The sequence below is a fragment of the Duganella zoogloeoides genome (assembly GCF_034479515.1).
GTDB classification, from domain to species: domain Bacteria; phylum Pseudomonadota; class Gammaproteobacteria; order Burkholderiales; family Burkholderiaceae_D; genus Rugamonas; species Rugamonas zoogloeoides.
In genome coordinates this window covers 968,531-987,979 of the sequence record NZ_CP140152.1, presented here as the reverse complement: position 1 = coordinate 987,979, position 19,449 = coordinate 968,531, and the positions used below count along the sequence as shown (strand labels likewise).

Below are 19,449 nucleotides of genomic sequence, written 5' to 3'. Positions count from 1 at the left end.
CCCCGAATTTTAAGTAAAACGCAAGTAAACTCTTTGGTACTACTTCGGGGTCAGTGCCGACATTCGGACATCAGGGAACTTTTTCATTGAGCCATACTTCAACAACTAAGTTCAAAAATGTCCGAATGTCGGATCTGCCCCCGAAGCGCTGTTACTTCTTCGGCTCGATGGTGATGTTGCCGGTGATGCCGCTGCCCTGGGCGCCGTCCTGGCCCGGCTCCGCTTCGACAATCACGCTGATCTCGCGTTTGCCGGTGCCGGCTGGCAACGGCAAGTCCAGCGGTTCGTTGGCAAAGCTCTCCTTCTTGCCTGCCAGCTTGCCGTTGATCCACACTTCCGCCTTGCCCTTGATGCCGGCAAAGCGGATCAGGCCATTGCCGTCAGCAAGGTTCTTGCGCGGCGTGAAGCTCGACCGGTACAGGTTGAACTTGCTGCCCGCAGCGCCCCACATCGGCGGCTGGCCCCAGCCCCAGGTGTTCATGTCGAAGCTGTCGATCTTCTGGTTCGGGTTCGGACGGGTGTCACCCGGCGGCGCCACGCGCCAGGTACGCACGAACGTCAGCGGCGCATCGGCGCTGGCCACGAACGGCACGGCCGGCACGGCTTTCACCGGGATCGCTACCGTGGCTGTTTTCAGGCCAGGCGCGCTCGCCTCTACCGAGACGGGCTGGGTGGCGTCGTAGTTGGTCTGCACGATCAGCTGCGCCAGGCCGTTGAACAGGCGCCGGGTGGCGCCCTTCTCGTCCTCGTGCGAGGTCGGGTCGCCATTTCCATGGCCGATCGAGCGGCCGCCGCCGGTGACCTTGAAGGTCACGGTCGGATCGGCCAGCGGCACTGCGCGGCCCTGGGCATCGAGTGCGCGCACCGTGATCGGCATCGCATCGCGGCCATCGCCGGCCAAGTCCGCACGGTCCGGCACCAGTTCCAGCGCTACCGGTTCGCCCGTGGTTTCCACCGCCGTGCGCACGACTTCCTTGCCGCCGTTGTAGCCGATGGCTTCGAGCTTGCCCGGCGCGTAGGCGACATTGAAGTAATTCATGCGGAACGGATCGGCCTTCTGTTCACCAAGCTTGGTACCGTTCAACAGCAGTTCGATGCGTTCGACGTTGGCCATCACCATCACGCGGATGTCCTTGCCTTCGCTGCCGGCCCAGTTCCAGTGCGGCGCGATGTGAATCAGCGGACGATCCTTGATCCATTGCGCCTGGTGGATGTAGTAGGCGTTTTTCGGGAAACCGTTCAGGTCCATAATGCCGAACACCGAGCTGACCGACGGCCATTCATTGGGCGTCGGCTCGCCGCGATAATCAAACCCGGTCCAGACAAAGCCGCCGGCCACGAACGGCCGCTTGGCAATCGCTTCCCACGCATCGCGGTGAGTATTGCCCCACTGCGCGGCATCGGCCAGGTCGTCGTAGCTGGCGATCTGGTTCTTTTGCTTGTCGGTCTTGAACACGCCGCGCGTCATGAAGGCGGACGTGTCTTCCGAGCTGGTAAACGGCACCGTCGGATACGCCGCATGGAAGCGGTCGTAATCGGGCACCTGGTAGTTGGCGCCCACCACGTCCACCGCGTGCGCCACGTTGAGATCGCTGAAGAAGCCGCCGTTCATGGCAGCGGTGACCGGACGGGTATCGTCGAGCGCTTTGACGGCAGCGGCCATGCGGCGCACCATTTCGTAGCCCACTTCCGAACCCTGCACCGGTTCCTCGTTGAACACCGACCACAGGATGATGCCGGGGTGATGGCGGTCGCGCTTGACCATCCATTCGAGCTGCTTCATGTAGTCCGGCGACGGATTGAAGTTGCGATTCTCGTCCATCACCACGAAGCCCATGCGATCAACCATGTCGAGCACTTCGGCTGCTGGCGCATTGTGCGAGAAGCGGATGGCGTTCACGCCCAGTTCCTTCAGGCGGCGCAGGCGATACTCCCACACCGCATCGGGAATCGCCACACCGACACCAGCGTGATCCTGGTGGATGCACACGCCTTGCAGTTTCAGGTGTTCGCCGTTGAGGAAGAAGCCCTTTTCGGCATCGAAGCGGATGGTGCGGAAACCGGTATGCAGCGCCACTTCGTCCTGCGCCTTGCCGTTTTCCAGCACGCGCGTGACGACCTTGTACAGGTTGGTCTTGGCGATCGACCACAAGGCCGGATCGTTGATCTTGAACGGCAGCTTGACGGTGGTGTCTTTCAATACGCCCACGCTGGCCTTGGCCAGCTGGCGGCCCACCTGCTTGCCGGCCGGGTCGAACACGGTCACTTCCACCGTGACGTCGGATGTCTTCTTGCCGCTGTTATTGAGTGTGACTTCCACCGGCAGGGTCCAGTCGCGGCCCTTGCCGGCGCGAGGTACGGCATACACGCCATCGGTGGCCACATGCACCGGTGCGCGCTTGACCAGCCACGCGTGGCGATACATGCCGGCGCCCTCGTACCACCAGCCCTCCATCGCTTCCGCATCGACGCGGATCGAAATGGTATTGAGGGCATCGCCGTACGTCAGGTAAGGCGTGATATCGATATTGCTGGCGTTGTAGCCGGACCAGTTGCGGTTGACGACATTGCCGTTCACGTACACGGTGGCGTGGGTGGCAATCGCATCGAACTGCAGCTCGAAATGGCGGCCACGGTCGGCCGGATCGACCTGCAGATAGCGGCGATACCAGCCGATGCCGCGCGGGCGGTAACCCTGCGAGATATTGGCTTTCGGGTCGAACGGTCCTTCGACGGCCCAGTCGTGCGGCAGGTCGAGGCGGCGCCAGTCGGAGTCGTCGAATTCGGCGCCAGCCGCGCCGGGCGCGTTGCCGGCCTTGGCGTTGCTATACGATTCTTCGTGGCCGACGATCGGCGCCTGGCGCACGTCGCCGAGGTGGAACAGCCAGCCGCGATCGAGCGACAGACGCTCGCGCCCGGCCTTGACGGTGGCGTCGGTGATGTGGGGTTTGATCGGTGCGGCGGCGTGCGCGGCAGTATGTGCGGCAGTAGCGGCGACCAGCAACAGCACGGCAGCGCCAAAGCGCCGCCAACAAGACATCGTGTTCAAACTTAACTCCCTGTGAACTTTGGGGTCAGTGCCGACATTCGGACATCGCGGAACTTTTTTCTTGAAGCGTACTTCAACCAATAAGTTCAAAAATGTCCGAATGTCGGCACTGACCCCGAATTGGGGTAAAAAAAAACGGAGCAGCACCGTTAAGCACTGCTCCGCAAACCACGATAAAACAAGGGTACAACGGAAAATTTACAGCTTGAAGGACAGGCCCAGGTTGAAGCGGCGGCCGAACTCGGTCACTTCCTGTTGCAGCGGGTTGTTGGCGCTGGTGTAGACCGCTTTCTGGTTGGTCAGGTTTTCAATACCGAAGCGGATCTGCACGTTCGGCGTGATCTGCTTGGCCAGGTTCATGGACACGAAGGTTTCCGCTTCGTTGACCAGCAACTGGCCGGCGCTCCAGGTCGGGTTACGTACGAACGAGCTGTGGTGGTTGGCCGAGATACGGGCTTCGTAACCGGCTTTTTCGTACCACAAGGTCACGCCGCCATTGTTGCGCATCAAGCCTTCAATCGGGAACGGATTGCCGACTGGCACCTGTTCACGCACGGTGCTGGCGGTGTACGCGTAGTTGCTGGCGATACCGAGGCCGTCGAACGGTGCCGGCAGGCCGGTGAATGCTTGCTGGTAGACCAGTTCCACGCCACGGATGTTGCCGCCTTCGCCGTTGACCGAACGGGTGATGTTGTCGCTCTGGGTGATGGCGATGTAGCGCTGCAGTTGCTTGTAGAAGCCGCCCACCGAAACGAGCGAACCCTTCTGGAAGTACCACTGGTACGCCAGGTCAACCTGGTTGGCCATCATCGGCTTCAGGTCCGGATTGCCGGCCGAACCCGTTTGCGGCTGACTGGTGCCGGCCTGGCTCAGGTTGCGCGAAGCGCGCAGTTCATCCAGTGGCGGACGCGACATGGCGCGGGCCAGGCCGAAACGCACCTGGTGTTCCTGCGCTTCGTCGAGGTTGAAGATCAGGTTCAGGCTCGGCAGGATCTCGGTGTACGACGTGCCTTGCTCGACTGCAGACGGGGTGGAACCGTTGATGGAACCCATGCCATAGCTGTCGGTCTTGGTGTGCACCAGGCGCACGCCCACGTTGCCGCGGTAGGTTTTGCCGAAGGCTTCACCATCAAGGTCGCCCTGGACGAAGGCCGAGGTGCTGCGTTCCTTGACGCGCCAGCCAGCGAGCTGGTCGTTGCGAACCTGGTCGGCAGTACCGACCTTGCCGTTCGGATTGAAGGCATCAGGACCGAAGGCGTTGCCGATGGTGCCGTAGAAGTCCTTGAGCACGAAGTACGACGGGAAGCCGGCCACGTTGACCGTCTCGTAGGCCGAGGCAGGAATCGCGTTCTGCTGGGCCAGCTGCCAGGTGGTCTGGCGGTAGCTCTTCTCGCGGTCGGTCGCGCGCACGCCGACCTTGATGCGGCTGACGATGCTGTTTTCGATCGGACGCGCGGCGGTGACCGACGCGGCGTTCAGCAGATCCTTCACGTGACCGTCGGTATCGACGTACAGGGTCGGCGCTTCGAAATTGGCCGGGTTGCCGGTGTCGATGCCGCCAAAGCTGTACTGCTGACGCTCGTTGCCGGTGAACGACCAGTTGACCGACACTGGAATCGAGCTCAGCGAATTTTGACGCAGATCGCGCCACTGGCTGCTGCGCAGCGCGTGCGAAGTCGACAGGTCGGTTTCGACTTTCCACTCGCCGAGATTGACCTTGGCGTTCAGGCCGCTGGCGGCCACGCTGGCGTCCTGGATCCAGTGGGCATCGTTGTTGATGACGCGGTTCCAGTTGACGGTGCCGCCGGCCACATAGCCGTTACGGATGTCGAGGTTGCTGAAGTTGCCGGAGTTGCCGCCATCCCAGTTGCCCAGGTCGCCGGTCCAGTGCTGCATCTGCGCTTCGTCGATCTTGGTTTGCGCATAATAGGTGTCGGCGGTGATCAGGACATCGCTGTTCGGCTTGTACTCGATCTTGCCCAGCACGCTGCTGCGCTTGTTGCTGCCGCGGCGCACGTCGTCCTGGAAGCCCCACGGAGTCTTGTCGACCTTGCCGTCGCCGTTCATGTCGACGGAATTGTTTTCGTTGAAACCCCAGTGGCGCACGTTCTTCTGCACCGATGGCTGGTCCTGGTAGCTGAACGCTACGGCTGCACCCAGCGTTTTGTTGAGGAACTGGTCAACCCAGATACCGCCCACGCGTGGCTTGTTCTTGTCGGCGCCGGCGATGTCCTTGGCAATGTTGTAGTGCAGGACATCGGCCTTGAAGTTCAGCTGGCGGCCGTTGTACTTCAGCGGCGACACGGTTTGCAGATCGATCGAGGTAGCAATGCCGCCTTCGACCAGTTCGGCGTTCTGGGTCTTGTAGACGGTGGCGCCGCTGATCGACTCCGACGGGAACTGCTCGAAGCGCACTGCGCGATCCGGTTCCGACGATGCCAGCTCGCGGCCATTCAGGGTTGCGCCGATGAAGCGTGGACCCATGCCGCGCGCGACGATCTGCGAAGCATTGCCGCGATCGAGGCCCGACGACAAACCTGGCAGGCGTGCCAGCGATTCGGCGATGGTGGTGTCCGGCAGTTTGCCGATGTCTTCCGACGCGATCACTTCCACCATGCTGTTGGAAGCTTCCTTGACGGCCAGCGCGTTACGCACCGATGCACGGATGCCGGTCACGTTCACTTGCTGGATTTCGCCGGCGACCGGCGCTGCGGGAGTTGCTGCCTGTGCTACTGGCTCTGCTTGTGCTTCTTGCGCGAACGCTTGTTGCGCCATCAACGGGGTGCTGAACAGGGTCGCGATCAGCAGGCTCATTTTCTTGTGTTTCATTATGTGCATCTCCAGTGTCTGTGTAGTTCCGTCTCTGATCTTTGAACCACATCGGACGGATAAGACGGGATGCTATCGAAACCGAAGTTGGGAGGCCAATAGCTTATTGACGTTGGCCCATATCAAGTTCGTATATCAGACATACAAAAAGCGTAAACAGTTTGTCAGCTTTGCTATTTACGGCTTGCTGTAGTGGGGATACATGGTGGTGGCGGTGTCGCGCAGCGCCAGCAGCATGGCGTCGGCGCCCGGGGAGAGCTGGTGTCGCTTGCGCGTCACAATGCCGAACGAATCCATGCTCACGCCCAGGTCGAACGGCAGGATCGCCATCAGCCCGGTCTGCAGGTAGGCCTGCACCGCCTCGGCCGGCAGTGCGACGATCATGTCGCTGTTCATCAGCAGGCTGGCCACCACCGGCAAGTCTTGCGTCTCGACGGTTTCGGCGGGCTGCTCGAGGCCGTGCGACAGGAACAGGGCCGTCAGGCGGTCGCGCAGGATGCTGCCGGCCGGCGGCAGTATCCAGCATTGCCGCACCAGTTCTTCGAGCTGCAAATCGGTACGGCCGGCCAGCGGATGGTCGCTGCGTGCGATCAAGAGGTGCGGCTCGTCGGTGAGTGGTTCGAAATGCAGTTCGTCGGCGGCAGCGGTGTCGAGGATGCGGCCGACTACCAGATCGAGCTCACCGCTGCGTAGCCGCTCCACCAGCACTTTGCTGGTGGACATCTTGACCGACACGTGCACGCGCGCATGGCGCGACTTGAGCAGGTTGATGGCCTTGGGCACCAGCGAGGTGGCTGGCGCCAGCACCGAGCCGATGCCGACGCGTCCGCGCAGGCCCGACAGCAGTTCCATCACTTCCTGGTGCGCCGCGTCCATCTCGGCCAGCGCCGCGCCAGCGCGGCGGATCAGCACCTTGCCATACCAGGTGGGCGCCACGCCGCGCGACAGGCGTTCGAACAGTTGCACGCCGAGGGCGTGTTCAAGCTCGCCCAGCAACTTGGACGCACCGGGTTGAGTCAGATTGGCGGCTTGCGCCGCGTGCGCGATGGAACCGTGACGGCCGAGTTCCACCAGCAATACCAGGTGGCGGGTCTTCAGGTGGGAGCGGACAAAGCGGTCGGAGCGGGAATCGGTCATATTGGCGATTATTATACCGCCCGAAAGGTAGAGCACGCGCGACTAGCGTGGCGAAGCCGCATTCTGCGGGCGCGCGCACCCGCCCGTTTCCTCCTCGTCCCGCGCTTGCTAGCCGACGGCCTGTACTGCGGGCGCCATGTCGTCGAACAGCGTGTCGGCGATGCCAGCGGTGGCGCTATCGAGCAAGCCGGACGGCAAACCGTACAAGGCGCCGTCGTGACCCAACAACAGCAAGTGCGCCAGGCCTTCGCCCCCAAAGGCCAGCGCGACCGGTGCAGCGCCTTCGAGCGCAATACGGCAGAGCACGGCGCCGCCGGCGTCGTACCGCACCAGTTCGGCGCCCTGGATGCTCCACAGGCAGTCGGCGCTGTCGATCACGGCCGCGCCCACGGCCACATCCGACTCGGCAAACGTGGTGGCATTGCCAACCCTGGCACGGTCGGCATCATACGTACAGTGCAGGATGCGGTTGCCGTCGGCGAACAACATGCGGGCGCCGTCGGCGCTGAAGGCGATGCCGGTCGCGCGCACCACCACTGGCAGCGCCAGCCGGCGCAGGCCGTGACGTTGCGAGTACTGGTAAAAGCTGCCGATCGGGCGCTGATCGCTGGCGGTATTGGCGGTGCCGAACACAAAATTGCCGGCGCGGTCGGTGCAGCCGTCGCTGATCGCCGTGCGCGGCTCGGCCGCGTCCACCGTCAACAACACTTGCGACTGTAGCGTCCTGGCGACACTGCCGGCCGCCGGCAACTCGACCATACCCAGCCGCTTGCCCTGCCCCAGCAGCAGGCGCCCGGAGGCGCAGGCGGCCAGCGCGCAGGCGCTTTCGGACAAGCGCAAGCTGCCCGCCGTTGCGGCCGTAGCGGTCATGGCAGGCGGTGTGGACCGGGTAGCAGCGCCAGCAGACGGCCAGTTGTACAACAGGCCGGTCAGCGGATCGGACCAGCGCCAGCAGTTGCCGGCTGCGTCCCAGCGCAGGACACCGCCGGTGCGGCCGCCGCGCTGCAGCAGGATGGCGTCCGCAGCGACGGCGGCGATGGCAGGCGTGGAGATGTCTATCATGACGCTGAGTGTAAGCGCGGCCGGCGTCCGACAGATATAAAAAAATCACTATCAGCTATCTTGATATCAGATAGCTGACTTGTTTATTTCTGGTATTCGATAATGATATGGTTTGTGGCGAATTAATCATATTTCCATAGCGGGGCGCCGTTTTAGACTGTGTGCTGTTCATTGAACTTACTCTCATTCCTCACCCCTATGAAAATCACCAAACTGACGACCTACCGTGTTCCACCGCGCTGGATGCTGCTGAAAATCGAAACCGATGAAGGCGTAGTCGGCTGGGGCGAACCGGTCATCGAAGGCCGCGCCCGCACCGTGGAAACGGCCGTCCAGGAAATGGAGCCGTATTTGATCGGCCAGGACCCGTCGCGCATCAACGACCTGTGGCAAACCATGTACCGCGCCGGCTTCTACCGTGGCGGCGCCATCCTGATGAGCGCGATCGCCGGTATCGACCAGGCGCTGTGGGACATCAAGGGCAAGGTCCTGGGCCAGCCCGTGTACGAACTGCTGGGCGGCCTGGTGCGCGACCGCATGAAGATGTACAGCTGGGTGGGCGGCGACCGTCCTGCCGACATCATCGAACAGATCGCCAAACTGAAAGAAGGCGGCTTCGACACCTTCAAGATGAACGGCACCGAAGAACTGGGCCTGCTCGATACGTCGGCAGCGGTCGATGAAGCGGTCAAGCGCGTGGCGGAAATCCGCGAAGCGTTCGGCAACACCATCGAATTCGGCCTGGACTTCCACGGCCGCGTGGCCGCGCCGATGGCCAAGACCCTGCTGCGCGAACTGGAGCAGTTCCGTCCGCTGTTCGTGGAAGAGCCGGTCCTGGCCGAGCAAGCCGAATACTACCCGCGCCTGGCCGAGATGACCTCGATCCCGCTGGCAGCCGGCGAGCGCATGTATTCGCGCTTCGAGTTCAAGAACGTGTTCGCGGCCGGCGGCCTGTCGATCGTGCAGCCAGATTTGTCGCACGCCGGCGGCATCACCGAGTGCCTGAAAATCGCCTCGATGGCCGAAGCCTACGACATCACGCTGGCGCCGCACTGCCCGCTCGGTCCGGTTGCCCTGGCTTCGTGCCTGGCGGTGGACTTCGTGTCGTACAACGCCGTGCTGCAAGAGCAAAGCATGGGCATCCACTACAACAAGGGCGGCGAGCTGCTCGACTACGTGATCAACAAGGAAGACTTCAAGATCGTCGACGGCTATTGCGCGCCGCTGCGCAAGCCTGGCCTGGGCGTGGAAGTGGACGAAGAACGCGTGATCGCCGCCAGCAAGAACGCCGGCGACTGGCGCAACCCGGTCTGGCGCCACAAGGATGGCAGCGTCGCCGAGTGGTGATGCAATCGTGGTAACCGAAGCCGGCGTGATTGCCGGCTTTTTTTATACGCCCCGCTACTGCGCCCACCCGGTATCATGACGGCATGGATTTCATCAAACTTGCCGCCCTCTTCTTCATCACCGCCATCGCCGAAATCGTCGGCTGCTACCTGCCCTGGCTGGTCCTGCGGCAGGACAAGTCGCCATGGCTGCTGTTGCCGGCGGCCCTGTCGCTGGCCCTGTTTGCCTGGCTGCTGACCTTGCATCCCACCGGCGCGGCGCGCACCTACGCCGCTTACGGCGGCGCCTACATCGCCGTCGCACTGCTGTGGCTGCGCCTGGTGGACGGCGTGGCGCTGACCCGGTACGACATGGCCGGCGCCGGCCTGGCCCTGGCGGGCATGGCCGTGATCGCCTTGCAGCCGTCGTCATAGTCTCGGCAACGCCGAGACTTTTCTCGATATCGCCGAATTCTGTTGCCACTCAGACATCACATCGCTGCTTTTTTGCGCTTTCACAAATCTTGTGCCTTGAAATACAGGGATGTCGTCCCTATAATTGGCACTCGTTACGAGAGAGTGCTAACAAAGTCTCTTGTCCAACTTTGCGCTGTGGCGATCCCTGCAATGTGATTGAAACAGCAACCAACTGTACCATTGTTAATTAAGGAGTTTTGTATGAACCTTCGCCCTTTGAACGATCGCGTTATCGTCAAACGTCTCGACCAGGAAACCAAGACTGCATCCGGCCTGATCATCCCTGATGCGGCTGCTGAAAAACCGGATCAAGGCGAAGTCCTCGCCGTTGGCAATGGCAAGATCCTGGAAGACGGCAAAGTCCGTCCTCTGGATGTCAAAGTAGGCGACCGCGTCCTGTTCGGCAAATACGCCGGCCAGACCGTCAAGATCGACGGCCAGGAACTGATGGTCATGCGCGAAGAAGACATCATGGCGATCGTCACCAAGTAATTGCATTCATTGCAATCACTGGTCCACGATTTCCAACTTAACACCTCACAGGAGTAATAAACATGGCAGCTAAAGAAGTTATCTTCGGCGACGCAGCGCGCGCCAAAATGGTAGAAGGCGTCAACATTCTGGCCAACGCCGTCAAAGTCACCCTGGGCCCGAAAGGCCGCAACGTGGTCCTGGAGCGCTCGTTCGGTGCCCCAACCGTCACCAAGGACGGCGTATCGGTCGCCAAAGAAGTCGAACTGAAAGACAAGCTGCAGAACATGGGCGCGCAAATGGTCAAGGAAGTTGCTTCCCGCACCAGCGACAACGCCGGCGACGGCACCACCACCGCCACCGTGCTGGCCCAGGCAATCGTGCGCGAAGGCATGAAGTTCGTTGCCGCCGGCATGAACCCGATGGATCTGAAGCGCGGTATCGACAAGGCCGTTGCAGCGACCGTCGAAGAACTGAAAAAAATCGCCAAGCCTACCACCACCACCAAGGAAATCGCCCAGGTTGGCGCGATCTCGGCCAACTCGGATTCGTCGATCGGCGAACGCATCGCTGAAGCGATGGAAAAAGTCGGCAAGGAAGGCGTGATCACCGTGGAAGACGGCAAGTCGCTGAACGACGAGCTCGACATCGTTGAAGGTATGCAGTTCGACCGCGGCTACCTGTCGCCATACTTCATCAACAACCAGGAAAAGCAGGTTGCTGCCCTGGAAAGCCCGTTCGTGCTGCTGTGCGACAAGAAAATCTCGAACATCCGTGACCTGCTGCCCGTACTGGAACAAGTTGCCAAAGCCGGCCGTCCACTGCTGATCATCGCCGAAGACATCGAAGGCGAAGCGCTGGCCACCCTGGTGGTGAACAACATCCGCGGCATCCTGAAAACCGTTGCCGTGAAAGCCCCAGGCTTCGGCGACCGTCGTAAAGCCATGCTGGAAGACATCGCCATCCTGACCGGCGGCCAGGTTGTTGCTGAAGAAGTCGGCCTGACCCTGGAAAAGATCACCCTGGAAGAGCTGGGCCAGGCCAAGCGTATCGAAGTCGGCAAGGAAAACACCATCGTCATCGACGGTGCCGGTCAAGCCGCTGCAATCGAAGGCCGCGTCAAGCAAATCCGCGTGCAGATCGAAGAAGCGACCTCGGACTACGACCGTGAAAAGCTGCAAGAGCGCGTGGCCAAGCTGGCCGGCGGTGTTGCCGTGATCAAGGTTGGCGCTGCCACCGAAGTCGAAATGAAAGAAAAGAAAGCCCGCGTTGAAGATGCACTGCACGCTACCCGCGCTGCCGTGGAAGAAGGCATTGTGGCTGGCGGCGGCGTTGCCCTGCTGCGCGCCCGCGCTCAAGTTGCTGGCCTGAAGGGCGACAATCCTGACCAGGACGCAGGTATCAAGATCGTGCTGCGCGCGATGGAAGAGCCGCTGCGCATGATCGTGCAAAACGCCGGCGAAGAAGCGTCGGTCGTCGTGGCAGCGGTTCTGGCCGGCACCGGCAACTACGGCTACAACGCCGCCAACGGCACCTACGGCGACATGGTCGAAATGGGTGTTCTGGATCCAGCAAAAGTTACCCGTTCGGCACTGCAAAACGCAGCCTCGATCGCCGGCCTGATGCTGACCACCGACTGCATGATCGCTGAATCGGCTGACGACAAAGCAGCTGGCGGCATGGGTGGCATGGGTGGCATGGGCGGTATGGGTGGTATGGACGGCATGATGTAATGTGCCGGCCGGTCAGGCTCTGTGGAGCCTGGCTTGCCAACAAAAAAGCCCGCGCAAGCTTTTGGCCTGCGCGGGCTTTTTCACGTTTGCAATCAAGCGTCGTGGAACTGGTCCTCGATTTCCTCGCGACGCGGCGCATCGGCGATATGCACGATCAGGGTGTCGTGCAGCTCGTGCGCGGGGTGGCTGGCGCGGTGCTGGGCGAACCAGAAGACTTCGGAGAGGTCGTCGTCCTCGTGCGACGTGGTGATCACCAGGTCGGCTTCGTCCACGTCTTCGTAGTTGGTTGCTTCCAGGTGGGCGTCGTCGATCGACTCTTGCCACTGCTCGGCGTCCTTGCCCCACACCATGGCGTATTTGCAGCCTGACTCGACCAGCCAGCGGCTGATGTCCCAGCGTACCGTTTCCAGCACGTCCACATCGACCACCAGCACAGCCTTGAAGTGATCGAGCGCTTCGAGTACCGGCAATTCGTCTGCCGGTGCCAGGTGCAGGTAGCGGGGAGGATTTTTTTTCATCATGCGTCTCGGAGGTTCAAACGACGCATTCTCCCCTGATTCCCGCCAACCTGCAATTACGCTCAGAAGGGATCGAGCGCGATGGTAAACTTGCCGCTGCCGTCCAGTGCCCCAAACGTATAGCCCTGCCAGCTCGGGTATGCCTGTGGCTCCCAATAGAACACGCCCAGGCCGTTGGAGCCCAGCGCCTTGGTCTTGGTCAGCAGGTCGGCCACCATGGCCTTGGACGTTGCAGCTTGCGTCCAGTCCATGCCCACCTCGGTCACCATCACCGGCTTGGCGTAGCGCGCCACCATGTCCTTCATGTTGATCGAGATGCGGTTGTTGTAGTTGGTCCAGTCCGCTGGCGGTGGATAATGCGACATGCCGATCACGTCCCACTTGGCGCCCGCGCCTTTGACGCCATCGAAGAACCAGCGGAACACCGCGTTGTCGTAGCCGTTGGCCAGGTGCAGGATCACCTTGGCGTTCGGGTACACGGCCTTGGTGGCGTTGTAGCCGCTGTTGATCAGGCCGGCCAGGTTGGCGAAGCTGGTGGTCTTCCCTTCCGGCCACAACATGCCGCTGTTGATCTCGTTACCGACCTGCACCCACTCGACGTTGATGCCGTTCGATTTCAGGTAGTTGAGTGTGCCCTGGGTGTGGCTGTACACGTCGTTGTTCAGCTGCGCCAGGGTATGGTTGGCCCACGCGGACGGCTTGGTTTGCTGGCCGGGGTCGGCCCAGCTGTCGCTGTAGTGGAAGTCGATCATGATGCGCTGACCTTGCGCTGCGGCGCGCTTGGCCTTGTACAGCACATCGGCGCCGTCGTTCCAGCCGGGCTTGACCCACACGCGCAGGCGGATGGCGTTGATATTCAGATTTTTCAGCAGCACGAACGGGTCGGTCTTGACGCCGCTGCTGTTGTAGAACGCATAGCCGGCGGATTCCTGCTGGCTGACCCAGCCCACGTCGGCGCCGTTGGCGAAACTTTGTGCCGAGGCCGTCGAGGCGGCCAAGGTCAGCGCCATGCCGCAGAACGCGGCAAGCATTTTCTTGAAATTCATGTGATCTCCAGTGTCTTTTTTGTTTTGGATGAAACGGAACTGCCAACCACCAGTGCGCACCTCCCCCTGCCGCCTTGCGCGGCACAACAAACGAGTCATGGAAGAACGCGCCGCCGCAGCGGCGGCGCGTCAGATAACCTTAGCCGAAGCGTGCCGCCGGAATGCCGGCAACATCCACGCGCACCGCGAACAGGCCGCCCGTGAGCGGGAATTCTTTCAGTTGCTCGGGCGTGTTGTCTTCACTGGCGGTGGTGATGAACAGCGTTTTGAAGTCCGGGCCGCCGAACGTGCACGACGCGGGATTGCGGACGGGCACGCGGATCGTCTCGAGCAGGTCGCCGTCGGGCGAATAGCGGCATACACGGCCGCCGCCCCACTGCGCTACCCACACGCAGCCTTCGCTGTCGACCGTCATGCCGTCGGGCGAACCTTCGCCTTCGGCGAACTGGCGCCACACGCGCGGCTCGCCCAGGGTGGCGTCGGCCGCCAGCGGGTAGGCGTAGATGCGGCCTTCGAAGCTGTCGGTGTGGAACATGGTGGCGCCGTCACGGCTGAAGGTGGGGCCGTTGCAGATGTGGTAGCCGGCATCGGCCACCGTCAGCGACAGGTCCTTGTCGAGCAGGAACAGCGCGCCGACCGCCTGCGCGTAGTCGGTGTTGTGCATGGAGCCGGCCCAGATGCGGCCCTGGTGATCGACTTTGGCGTCGTTCAGGCGCAGGTCGCTGCCCGGGGCAAACGGATGGGCGATGTATTCGATGCGCAATTCCGGTTCGAGCCACACGCGGGCGATGCCGTGGCGCAGGCCGGCCATGAAGCCGTCGCCGTCGGCGCGCGCGATGAGCCAGCAGACGTAGTCCGGCATTTCCCAGGCGTGGCGCTGGCCGGTCTCGGTATCGAACGCGTGCAGCGTCTTGCTTTTCAGGTCAACGAAATACAGGCGCTGTTCTTCAGCCACCCACAGCGGGCCTTCGCCCAGTTGCGCACCCAGGTCCCACAGGCATTGCACGTCGTGCTTACTCATCGTTTTTGTCTCCTTTATTTTTTTAGATCAGGCAGCCAGTGCGCGCCAGGCGCCCACGAACGCCGCCGCGCGTTCGCCCAGTTCTTCCAGCGATACGCCCGGCGTGAACAGCGCGCCGCCGATGCCGAAACCGGTGGCGCCGGCTTTCTTCCAGCCGGCCATGGTCTCGGGCGTGACGCCGCCCACCGGCCACATAGGCGTGCCGGCCGGCACCACGCTCAGCATGGCTTTCAGGCCGCCGTGACCGACCATCTCGGCCGGGAACAGCTTCAATGCATGGGCGCCGGCGTCCAGTGCGGCAAACGCTTCGGTCGGGGTGGCCACGCCAGGTGCGCAGTACATGCCCAGCTCGGCGGCGCGACGGATCGCGGCCGGGTTGCAGTTGGGCGAGACCAGCAGGCGGCCGCCCGCTTCGTACACGGCTTCCACGTGCGCCACGCTGAGCATGGTACCGCCGCCGACCAGGGTATCCGGCAGGTTCAGCTTGACGATGGCGGCGATGCATTCGAGCGCACCCGGGCGGTTCAGCGGCACTTCCAGCGCGCGGAAGCCGGCGTTGTACAGCACCTTGGCGACATCGACCGCCTCGGCAGGTTGCAGACCGCGCAGGATGGCGACCAGTGGCGTGGTTGGATGGGAAATAGTCATGTTCAGCCCTTGATGAATTGGGAAATCGCAGTGCAATACACGCGATGTGGATCGAGCACCTGGCATTGCAGGCCAAAGTGCTGGGCGGCTACGGCGTAGCGCTTGGCCAGCGCCGGCGAGCCGATGACAGTGATGGTGCCGCCGGCCGGCAGGCTGCGGGCGGCGGCGGCGAATTCGGCGCCGATCAGCAAGCCGCTGACAAACGCGGCGGCCTGCTCGACCGGGGCGCTGCGCGACACCACGCCGGCGCGCACGCGGAACAGGGTGTTCGAGAGCGGTTCGCCCACGCCAGCCTGGTCAAGGCCGGCGGCGAAGCCGGTGGCGTCGCTGGTATCGCCGCCCATCATGGACGACAGCGTGCCGCCCTTGGACAGCATGGCGAACAGTTCGCCGGTCATGTACGTGGACAGCGACTGGATCACGCCGTCCTTGAGCAGCACCCACTTGCTGTGGGTTCCCGGCAGCACCAGCCAGCCGTCGCGCTGGCCCAGCACCACGGCGCCGAGCAGCTGGGTTTCCTCGCCGCGCATGACGTCGGCCGACGGGCCGCGACGGTACGCGTAGCCGGGCACGATGTGGCAGTTGGCCGACCACGGAGCGTCATTCACTTGCGCCAGGTGCGCCGGCAATTCGGTCAGCGGCACCGAGGCGTCGAGGTAGTTCACTTCCTGCCAGCCCGAGGCGCTGCCGACCATGCCCGACATGATGACCGGGACGGCGGCGTCGATGCCCATGGCGGCGCGCAGGCCGTCGAGCGAGGCGCCGAAGCGCTCGCGCCCGCCCACGGCCAGCATGCCCTGGTCATCCTCGTACTCGGCCAGGCAGTTGGCTTGTTGATCGATCAGATAGGCGCGCCGGTTGCTGGTACCCCAGTCAACGCCGAGTATGGTCTTGTCCACTATGAAATCCTTTTCTATGCTGCCAAGATGTTACGGAATCGACAGTCATGCCGCCAATGAAATATCAGACAGGAGTAATACCAAAATTGTATAGGCTTATGCGTTACCCTGTCGGCTTGCCCAGCCGCAAACGTTGCCCGATGGTTGCCTTTGGTTTAGTATGTCCGTCTATAAAATAGTTTTGTCTATTCATTATGGCTTCTCCGTCTCTCCCGCCCCGCCTGCTGCTCACCGCCGGTGCTGTCATCGCCGTCCTGATCGGCGTCGGCGTGTACGTTAGCAATTCGACACCGGAGCCTGCTCCCGCCGTCCCTGCGCAACCCGCGCCGATCAAGCCTTTGCCCGCGCCACCAGCAACGCCGCCGGCCGCCAAGCCCGCGCCGCGGCCAACGGCTGCGGTCGAACCGGCCGCGCCGGCGGAACCCAAGGTCACGCGCACCAAGGACCAGGCTTCGGCCGCCCTGCTGGCGTTGCCGGAGTTGCGCGCCTGGTCCACCATGCTGGAGAAAACCTCGAACGGGAAAGTGCACGGCGCGCTGATCGAATACGATCCGGCGCCACGCAAGCTCAACGGCAAAACTTATTACCAGTTCAGCTTTGTAGAAAACAGCGCCGATGCGGCGCTGCGGTGGGAAAGTTTCCTGGTCTCGGCCAATGACGACGAGATCCTGGTGGAAGACGCCACCAACGATGAAGTGATCAGCCTGGCGCGCTGGCGCCGTGAAAAGCACCCGGAAAAACGCACCAGCGTTGATGGCTGATGCGTCATACCATGCACGCTTGCACCCTCATCCCCACGCAGGCACACTGGCAAAGCGCCATCACCTGCTCACCGACATCGATGGACTATCCTGGTGGCGCCGACTATTAATCAGCTGATTGCCCAGATGCCACGCAGGTGCGCAGCCGGAGCCTCCGCGCAGTAGCACACTTGCAGTGGAGTACTTAATCTGTCATTATTAAAGATTAACATAGCAATGCTGCGTGCCTGGTATGCGTCGCTGGTCAGACGCATTGATTGTTGCCGCTTCGCCATTACACTCATGTGACGTCTCCCACAGTGAGCAGGGTCGCCGCGCCGGGCCAGATAGCCCATTTGAGACAAGCGCTGTCATGACCGCGCCACTACGCTCAAACATGCTAGCCCGTTATTTTGAAAGAATTTTATGTCCCATATTGACCAATGCCGCATCATCGAACTGCCTAAGCATAGTGATCCGCGCGGAAATCTTTCCGTGATCGAGAGTGGTATCCATGTGCCATTCGATCTCAAGCGTGTCTATTACCTGTATGACGTGCCGGGCGGGTCCTCGCGAGCCGGCCATGGTCATATCGAACTGCAGCAGCTGTTTGTCGCCATGTCGGGCAGCTTCGACGTGATTGTCGACGACGGTACGCGCCGCAAAAAGTTCTCGCTGAACCGCTCCTACTATGGGCTTTACGTACCCGGCATGATGTGGCGCGAAGTGGAAAATTTCTCGTCCGGCGGCGTCTGCCTGGTGATGGCTTCGACCCTGTACGATCCCAAAGATTATTATCACGACTACGACGAATTCGTCGCGGCAACCCGTCAACCACAGAAGTAATCAGACAATTATCATGAGCGTTCCCTTTCTCGATCTTAAAGCAATCAATCTGGCCCACGCCGCCGAACTCGAAGCAGCTTTCAAGCGCGTGCTTAATTCCGGCTGGTATGTACTAGGCAGCGAAACCGCCGCTTTTGAAAAAAACTTTGCCGCCTATTGCGACAGCAAGCACGGGATCGGCGTGGCCAACGGCCTGGACGCGATCTTCCTGATCCTCAAGGGATATGGCATCGGCCCTGGCGATGAAGTCATCGTCCCGAGCAACACCTTCATCGCCACCTGGCTGGCGGTCAGCCATTGCGGCGCGCGACCGGTACCGGTGGAGCCGGTAGAAGCCACCTACAACCTGGACCCGGCGCTGGTCGAAGCAGCCATCACGCCGCGCACCCGCGCCATCCTGGCCGTGCACCTGTACGGCCAGCCGGCCGATATGACGCCGCTGCGCGAGATCGCTGCCCGCCATAACCTGAAACTGATCGAAGACGCAGCCCAGGCCCACGGCGCGCGCGTCAACGGCAGCGTGGTCGGCCAGTTGGGCGATGCAGCAGCCTTCAGCTTTTACCCGGGCAAAAACCTGGGCGCACTGGGTGACGGCGGTGCCGTCACCACCAATGACGATGCGCTGGCCGAACGCATCCGCACTTTCCGCAACTATGGTTCCAAGGTCAAGTACTACAACGAAGTGCCTGGCTATAATTCGCGCCTGGACGAGCTGCAAGCCGCGCTACTTGATGTCAAGCTGCCACACCTAAACGACGGCAACGTCCAGCGCCGCGCCATCGCCGCGTACTACCAGGAACACCTGGCCGGCTTGCCGGGCCTGACGCTGCCTGTGGTACCGGAATGGGCCGAGCCGGTCTGGCACCTGTACGTGGTGCGCCATGCACAACGCGACCGCCTGGCGCAACTGCTGGCCGAGCGCAAGATCGGCACCATCGTCCACTACCCTGTAGCGCCGCACCTGCAACCTGCATACGCCGAACTGGGCTTTAGCGAAGGCGACTTCCCGCTGGCCGAAGCGATCCACCGCGAAGTGTTGAGTCTGCCAGTGTCACCGGTCATGACACTCGACGACGCTGCCGAAGTGGTGGCAGCAGTGCGCGCTGCGCTGGCCGAGATCGGCACTGCGGTATGACACGCATCCATGCGTTGGCCGACGTCCAATCGTCCTACATCGGTGCCGACACCCAGGTTTGGCAATTCACGGTCATTTTGAAGGGCGCCCGCATTGGCGCGGCCTGCAATATCAACGCCCATTGTTTCATCGAAAACGATGTCGTGGTGGGCGATCAAGTGACGGTCAAATGCGGCAATTATCTGTGGGATGGCTTACGGGTGGGCGACCGCGCATTCATTGGCCCCAACGTAACATTCACCAATGATATGTATCCGCGTTCCAAGCAGTATCCGGAACAGGGATTCCCACAGACTGTGATCGAAGAAGGTGCATCGATCGGAGGGGGCGCCACCATCTTGCCGGGATTGATTATTGGTGCTGGCGCGCTGGTAGGCGCCGGCGCGGTCGTGACGCGTTCCGTGCCACCACATGCGGTGGTGGCCGGTAATCCGGCGCGTATCATTCGTTATCTGACGCCAGACACTGTAGCGGCGTCAGAATAAAAGCCAGCTGGTCTGCGCTACGTTGTAG

17 protein-coding genes are annotated in these 19,449 nt (G+C 62.0%); 8 read left to right on the top strand and 9 right to left on the bottom strand.

Features of this window, described 5'->3' with window-relative positions; genetic code table 11:
- Positions 1-151: 151 nt before the first annotated feature.
- The 4 genes from galA to SR858_RS04265 all read right to left on the bottom strand — a co-directional run bounded on the left by galA (position 152) and on the right by SR858_RS04265 (position 8,077).
- Entirely contained in the window at positions 152-3,040 is a 2,889-nt protein-coding gene (gene galA, locus SR858_RS04280; protein WP_026637490.1) for a beta-galactosidase GalA, read from the bottom strand.
- A gap of 207 nt (positions 3,041-3,247) precedes the next feature.
- A complete protein-coding gene (locus SR858_RS04275) occupies positions 3,248-5,878 on the bottom strand; it encodes a TonB-dependent receptor (RefSeq protein ID WP_019922975.1) in 2,631 nt (876 codons plus the stop codon).
- Positions 5,879-6,055: 177 nt separating this feature from the next.
- Positions 6,056-7,015 (bottom strand): LysR substrate-binding domain-containing protein, encoded by a 960-nt coding sequence (locus SR858_RS04270; protein ID WP_019922976.1) that lies wholly within the window; start codon positions 7,013-7,015, stop codon positions 6,056-6,058.
- Between the two features lie 108 nt (positions 7,016-7,123).
- On the bottom strand, positions 7,124-8,077 hold the full coding sequence (locus SR858_RS04265; protein ID WP_019922977.1) for an SMP-30/gluconolactonase/LRE family protein: 954 nt from the start codon (positions 8,075-8,077) through the stop codon (positions 7,124-7,126).
- A gap of 198 nt (positions 8,078-8,275) precedes the next feature.
- On the opposite strand from SR858_RS04265, the gene dgoD reads away from it, so the two are divergent.
- From dgoD to groL, 4 genes are all read left to right on the top strand, one after another.
- A complete protein-coding gene (gene dgoD / locus SR858_RS04260; RefSeq protein WP_019922978.1) occupies positions 8,276-9,424 on the top strand; it encodes a galactonate dehydratase in 1,149 nt (382 codons plus the stop codon).
- An 83-nt stretch (positions 9,425-9,507) separates the two neighbouring features.
- Positions 9,508-9,837: a YnfA family protein gene (locus tag SR858_RS04255; RefSeq protein WP_019922979.1), complete on the top strand. Its 330-nt coding sequence runs from the start codon at positions 9,508-9,510 to the stop codon at positions 9,835-9,837.
- A 243-nt stretch (positions 9,838-10,080) separates the two neighbouring features.
- Positions 10,081-10,371, top strand: coding sequence for a co-chaperone GroES (gene groES / locus SR858_RS04250; protein WP_026637491.1), 291 nt, complete (start codon positions 10,081-10,083; stop codon positions 10,369-10,371).
- Positions 10,372-10,433: 62 nt separating this feature from the next.
- Entirely contained in the window at positions 10,434-12,083 is a 1,650-nt protein-coding gene (gene groL / locus SR858_RS04245; RefSeq protein ID WP_019922981.1) for a chaperonin GroEL, read from the top strand.
- Positions 12,084-12,175: 92 nt separating this feature from the next.
- On the opposite strand, the gene SR858_RS04240 is transcribed toward groL, so the two are convergent.
- The 5 genes from SR858_RS04240 to SR858_RS04220 all read right to left on the bottom strand — a co-directional run bounded on the left by SR858_RS04240 (position 12,176) and on the right by SR858_RS04220 (position 16,215).
- A complete protein-coding gene (locus SR858_RS04240; protein ID WP_019922982.1) occupies positions 12,176-12,604 on the bottom strand; it encodes a DUF7684 family protein in 429 nt (142 codons plus the stop codon).
- 59 nt (positions 12,605-12,663) lie between these two features.
- Entirely contained in the window at positions 12,664-13,647 is a 984-nt protein-coding gene (locus SR858_RS04235; protein ID WP_019922983.1) for a glycoside hydrolase family 53 protein, read from the bottom strand.
- A gap of 139 nt (positions 13,648-13,786) precedes the next feature.
- Positions 13,787-14,668, bottom strand: a complete 882-nt coding sequence (locus SR858_RS04230) for an SMP-30/gluconolactonase/LRE family protein (RefSeq protein WP_019922984.1) — start codon at positions 14,666-14,668, stop codon at positions 13,787-13,789.
- A gap of 27 nt (positions 14,669-14,695) precedes the next feature.
- The gene (locus tag SR858_RS04225) at positions 14,696-15,316 is read right to left on the bottom strand and encodes a 2-dehydro-3-deoxy-6-phosphogalactonate aldolase (protein WP_019922985.1); all 621 of its coding nucleotides are present in this window, start codon (positions 15,314-15,316) and stop codon (positions 14,696-14,698) included.
- 2 nt (positions 15,317-15,318) lie between these two features.
- On the bottom strand, positions 15,319-16,215 hold the full coding sequence (locus SR858_RS04220; protein ID WP_019922986.1) for a 2-dehydro-3-deoxygalactonokinase: 897 nt from the start codon (positions 16,213-16,215) through the stop codon (positions 15,319-15,321).
- A gap of 194 nt (positions 16,216-16,409) precedes the next feature.
- On the opposite strand from SR858_RS04220, the gene SR858_RS04215 reads away from it, so the two are divergent.
- The 4 genes from SR858_RS04215 (at position 16,410) to SR858_RS04200 (ending at position 19,421) form a co-directional block, all read left to right on the top strand.
- Positions 16,410-16,976 (top strand): hypothetical protein, encoded by a 567-nt coding sequence (locus tag SR858_RS04215; protein ID WP_322534447.1) that lies wholly within the window; start codon positions 16,410-16,412, stop codon positions 16,974-16,976.
- Positions 16,977-17,381: 405 nt separating this feature from the next.
- Positions 17,382-17,801 (top strand): sugar 3,4-ketoisomerase, encoded by a 420-nt coding sequence (locus SR858_RS04210; protein ID WP_026637493.1) that lies wholly within the window; start codon positions 17,382-17,384, stop codon positions 17,799-17,801.
- 13 nt (positions 17,802-17,814) lie between these two features.
- Positions 17,815-18,936 carry a DegT/DnrJ/EryC1/StrS family aminotransferase gene (locus tag SR858_RS04205; protein WP_019922990.1) on the top strand — a complete coding sequence of 374 codons (1,122 nt, stop codon included), beginning with the start codon at positions 17,815-17,817 and terminating at the stop codon, positions 18,934-18,936.
- On the top strand, positions 18,933-19,421 hold the full coding sequence (locus SR858_RS04200; RefSeq protein WP_019922991.1) for an acyltransferase: 489 nt from the start codon (positions 18,933-18,935) through the stop codon (positions 19,419-19,421). Before SR858_RS04205 ends, SR858_RS04200 begins: the two co-directional genes overlap by 4 nt.
- The last annotated feature ends 28 nt before the right edge of the window (positions 19,422-19,449 follow it).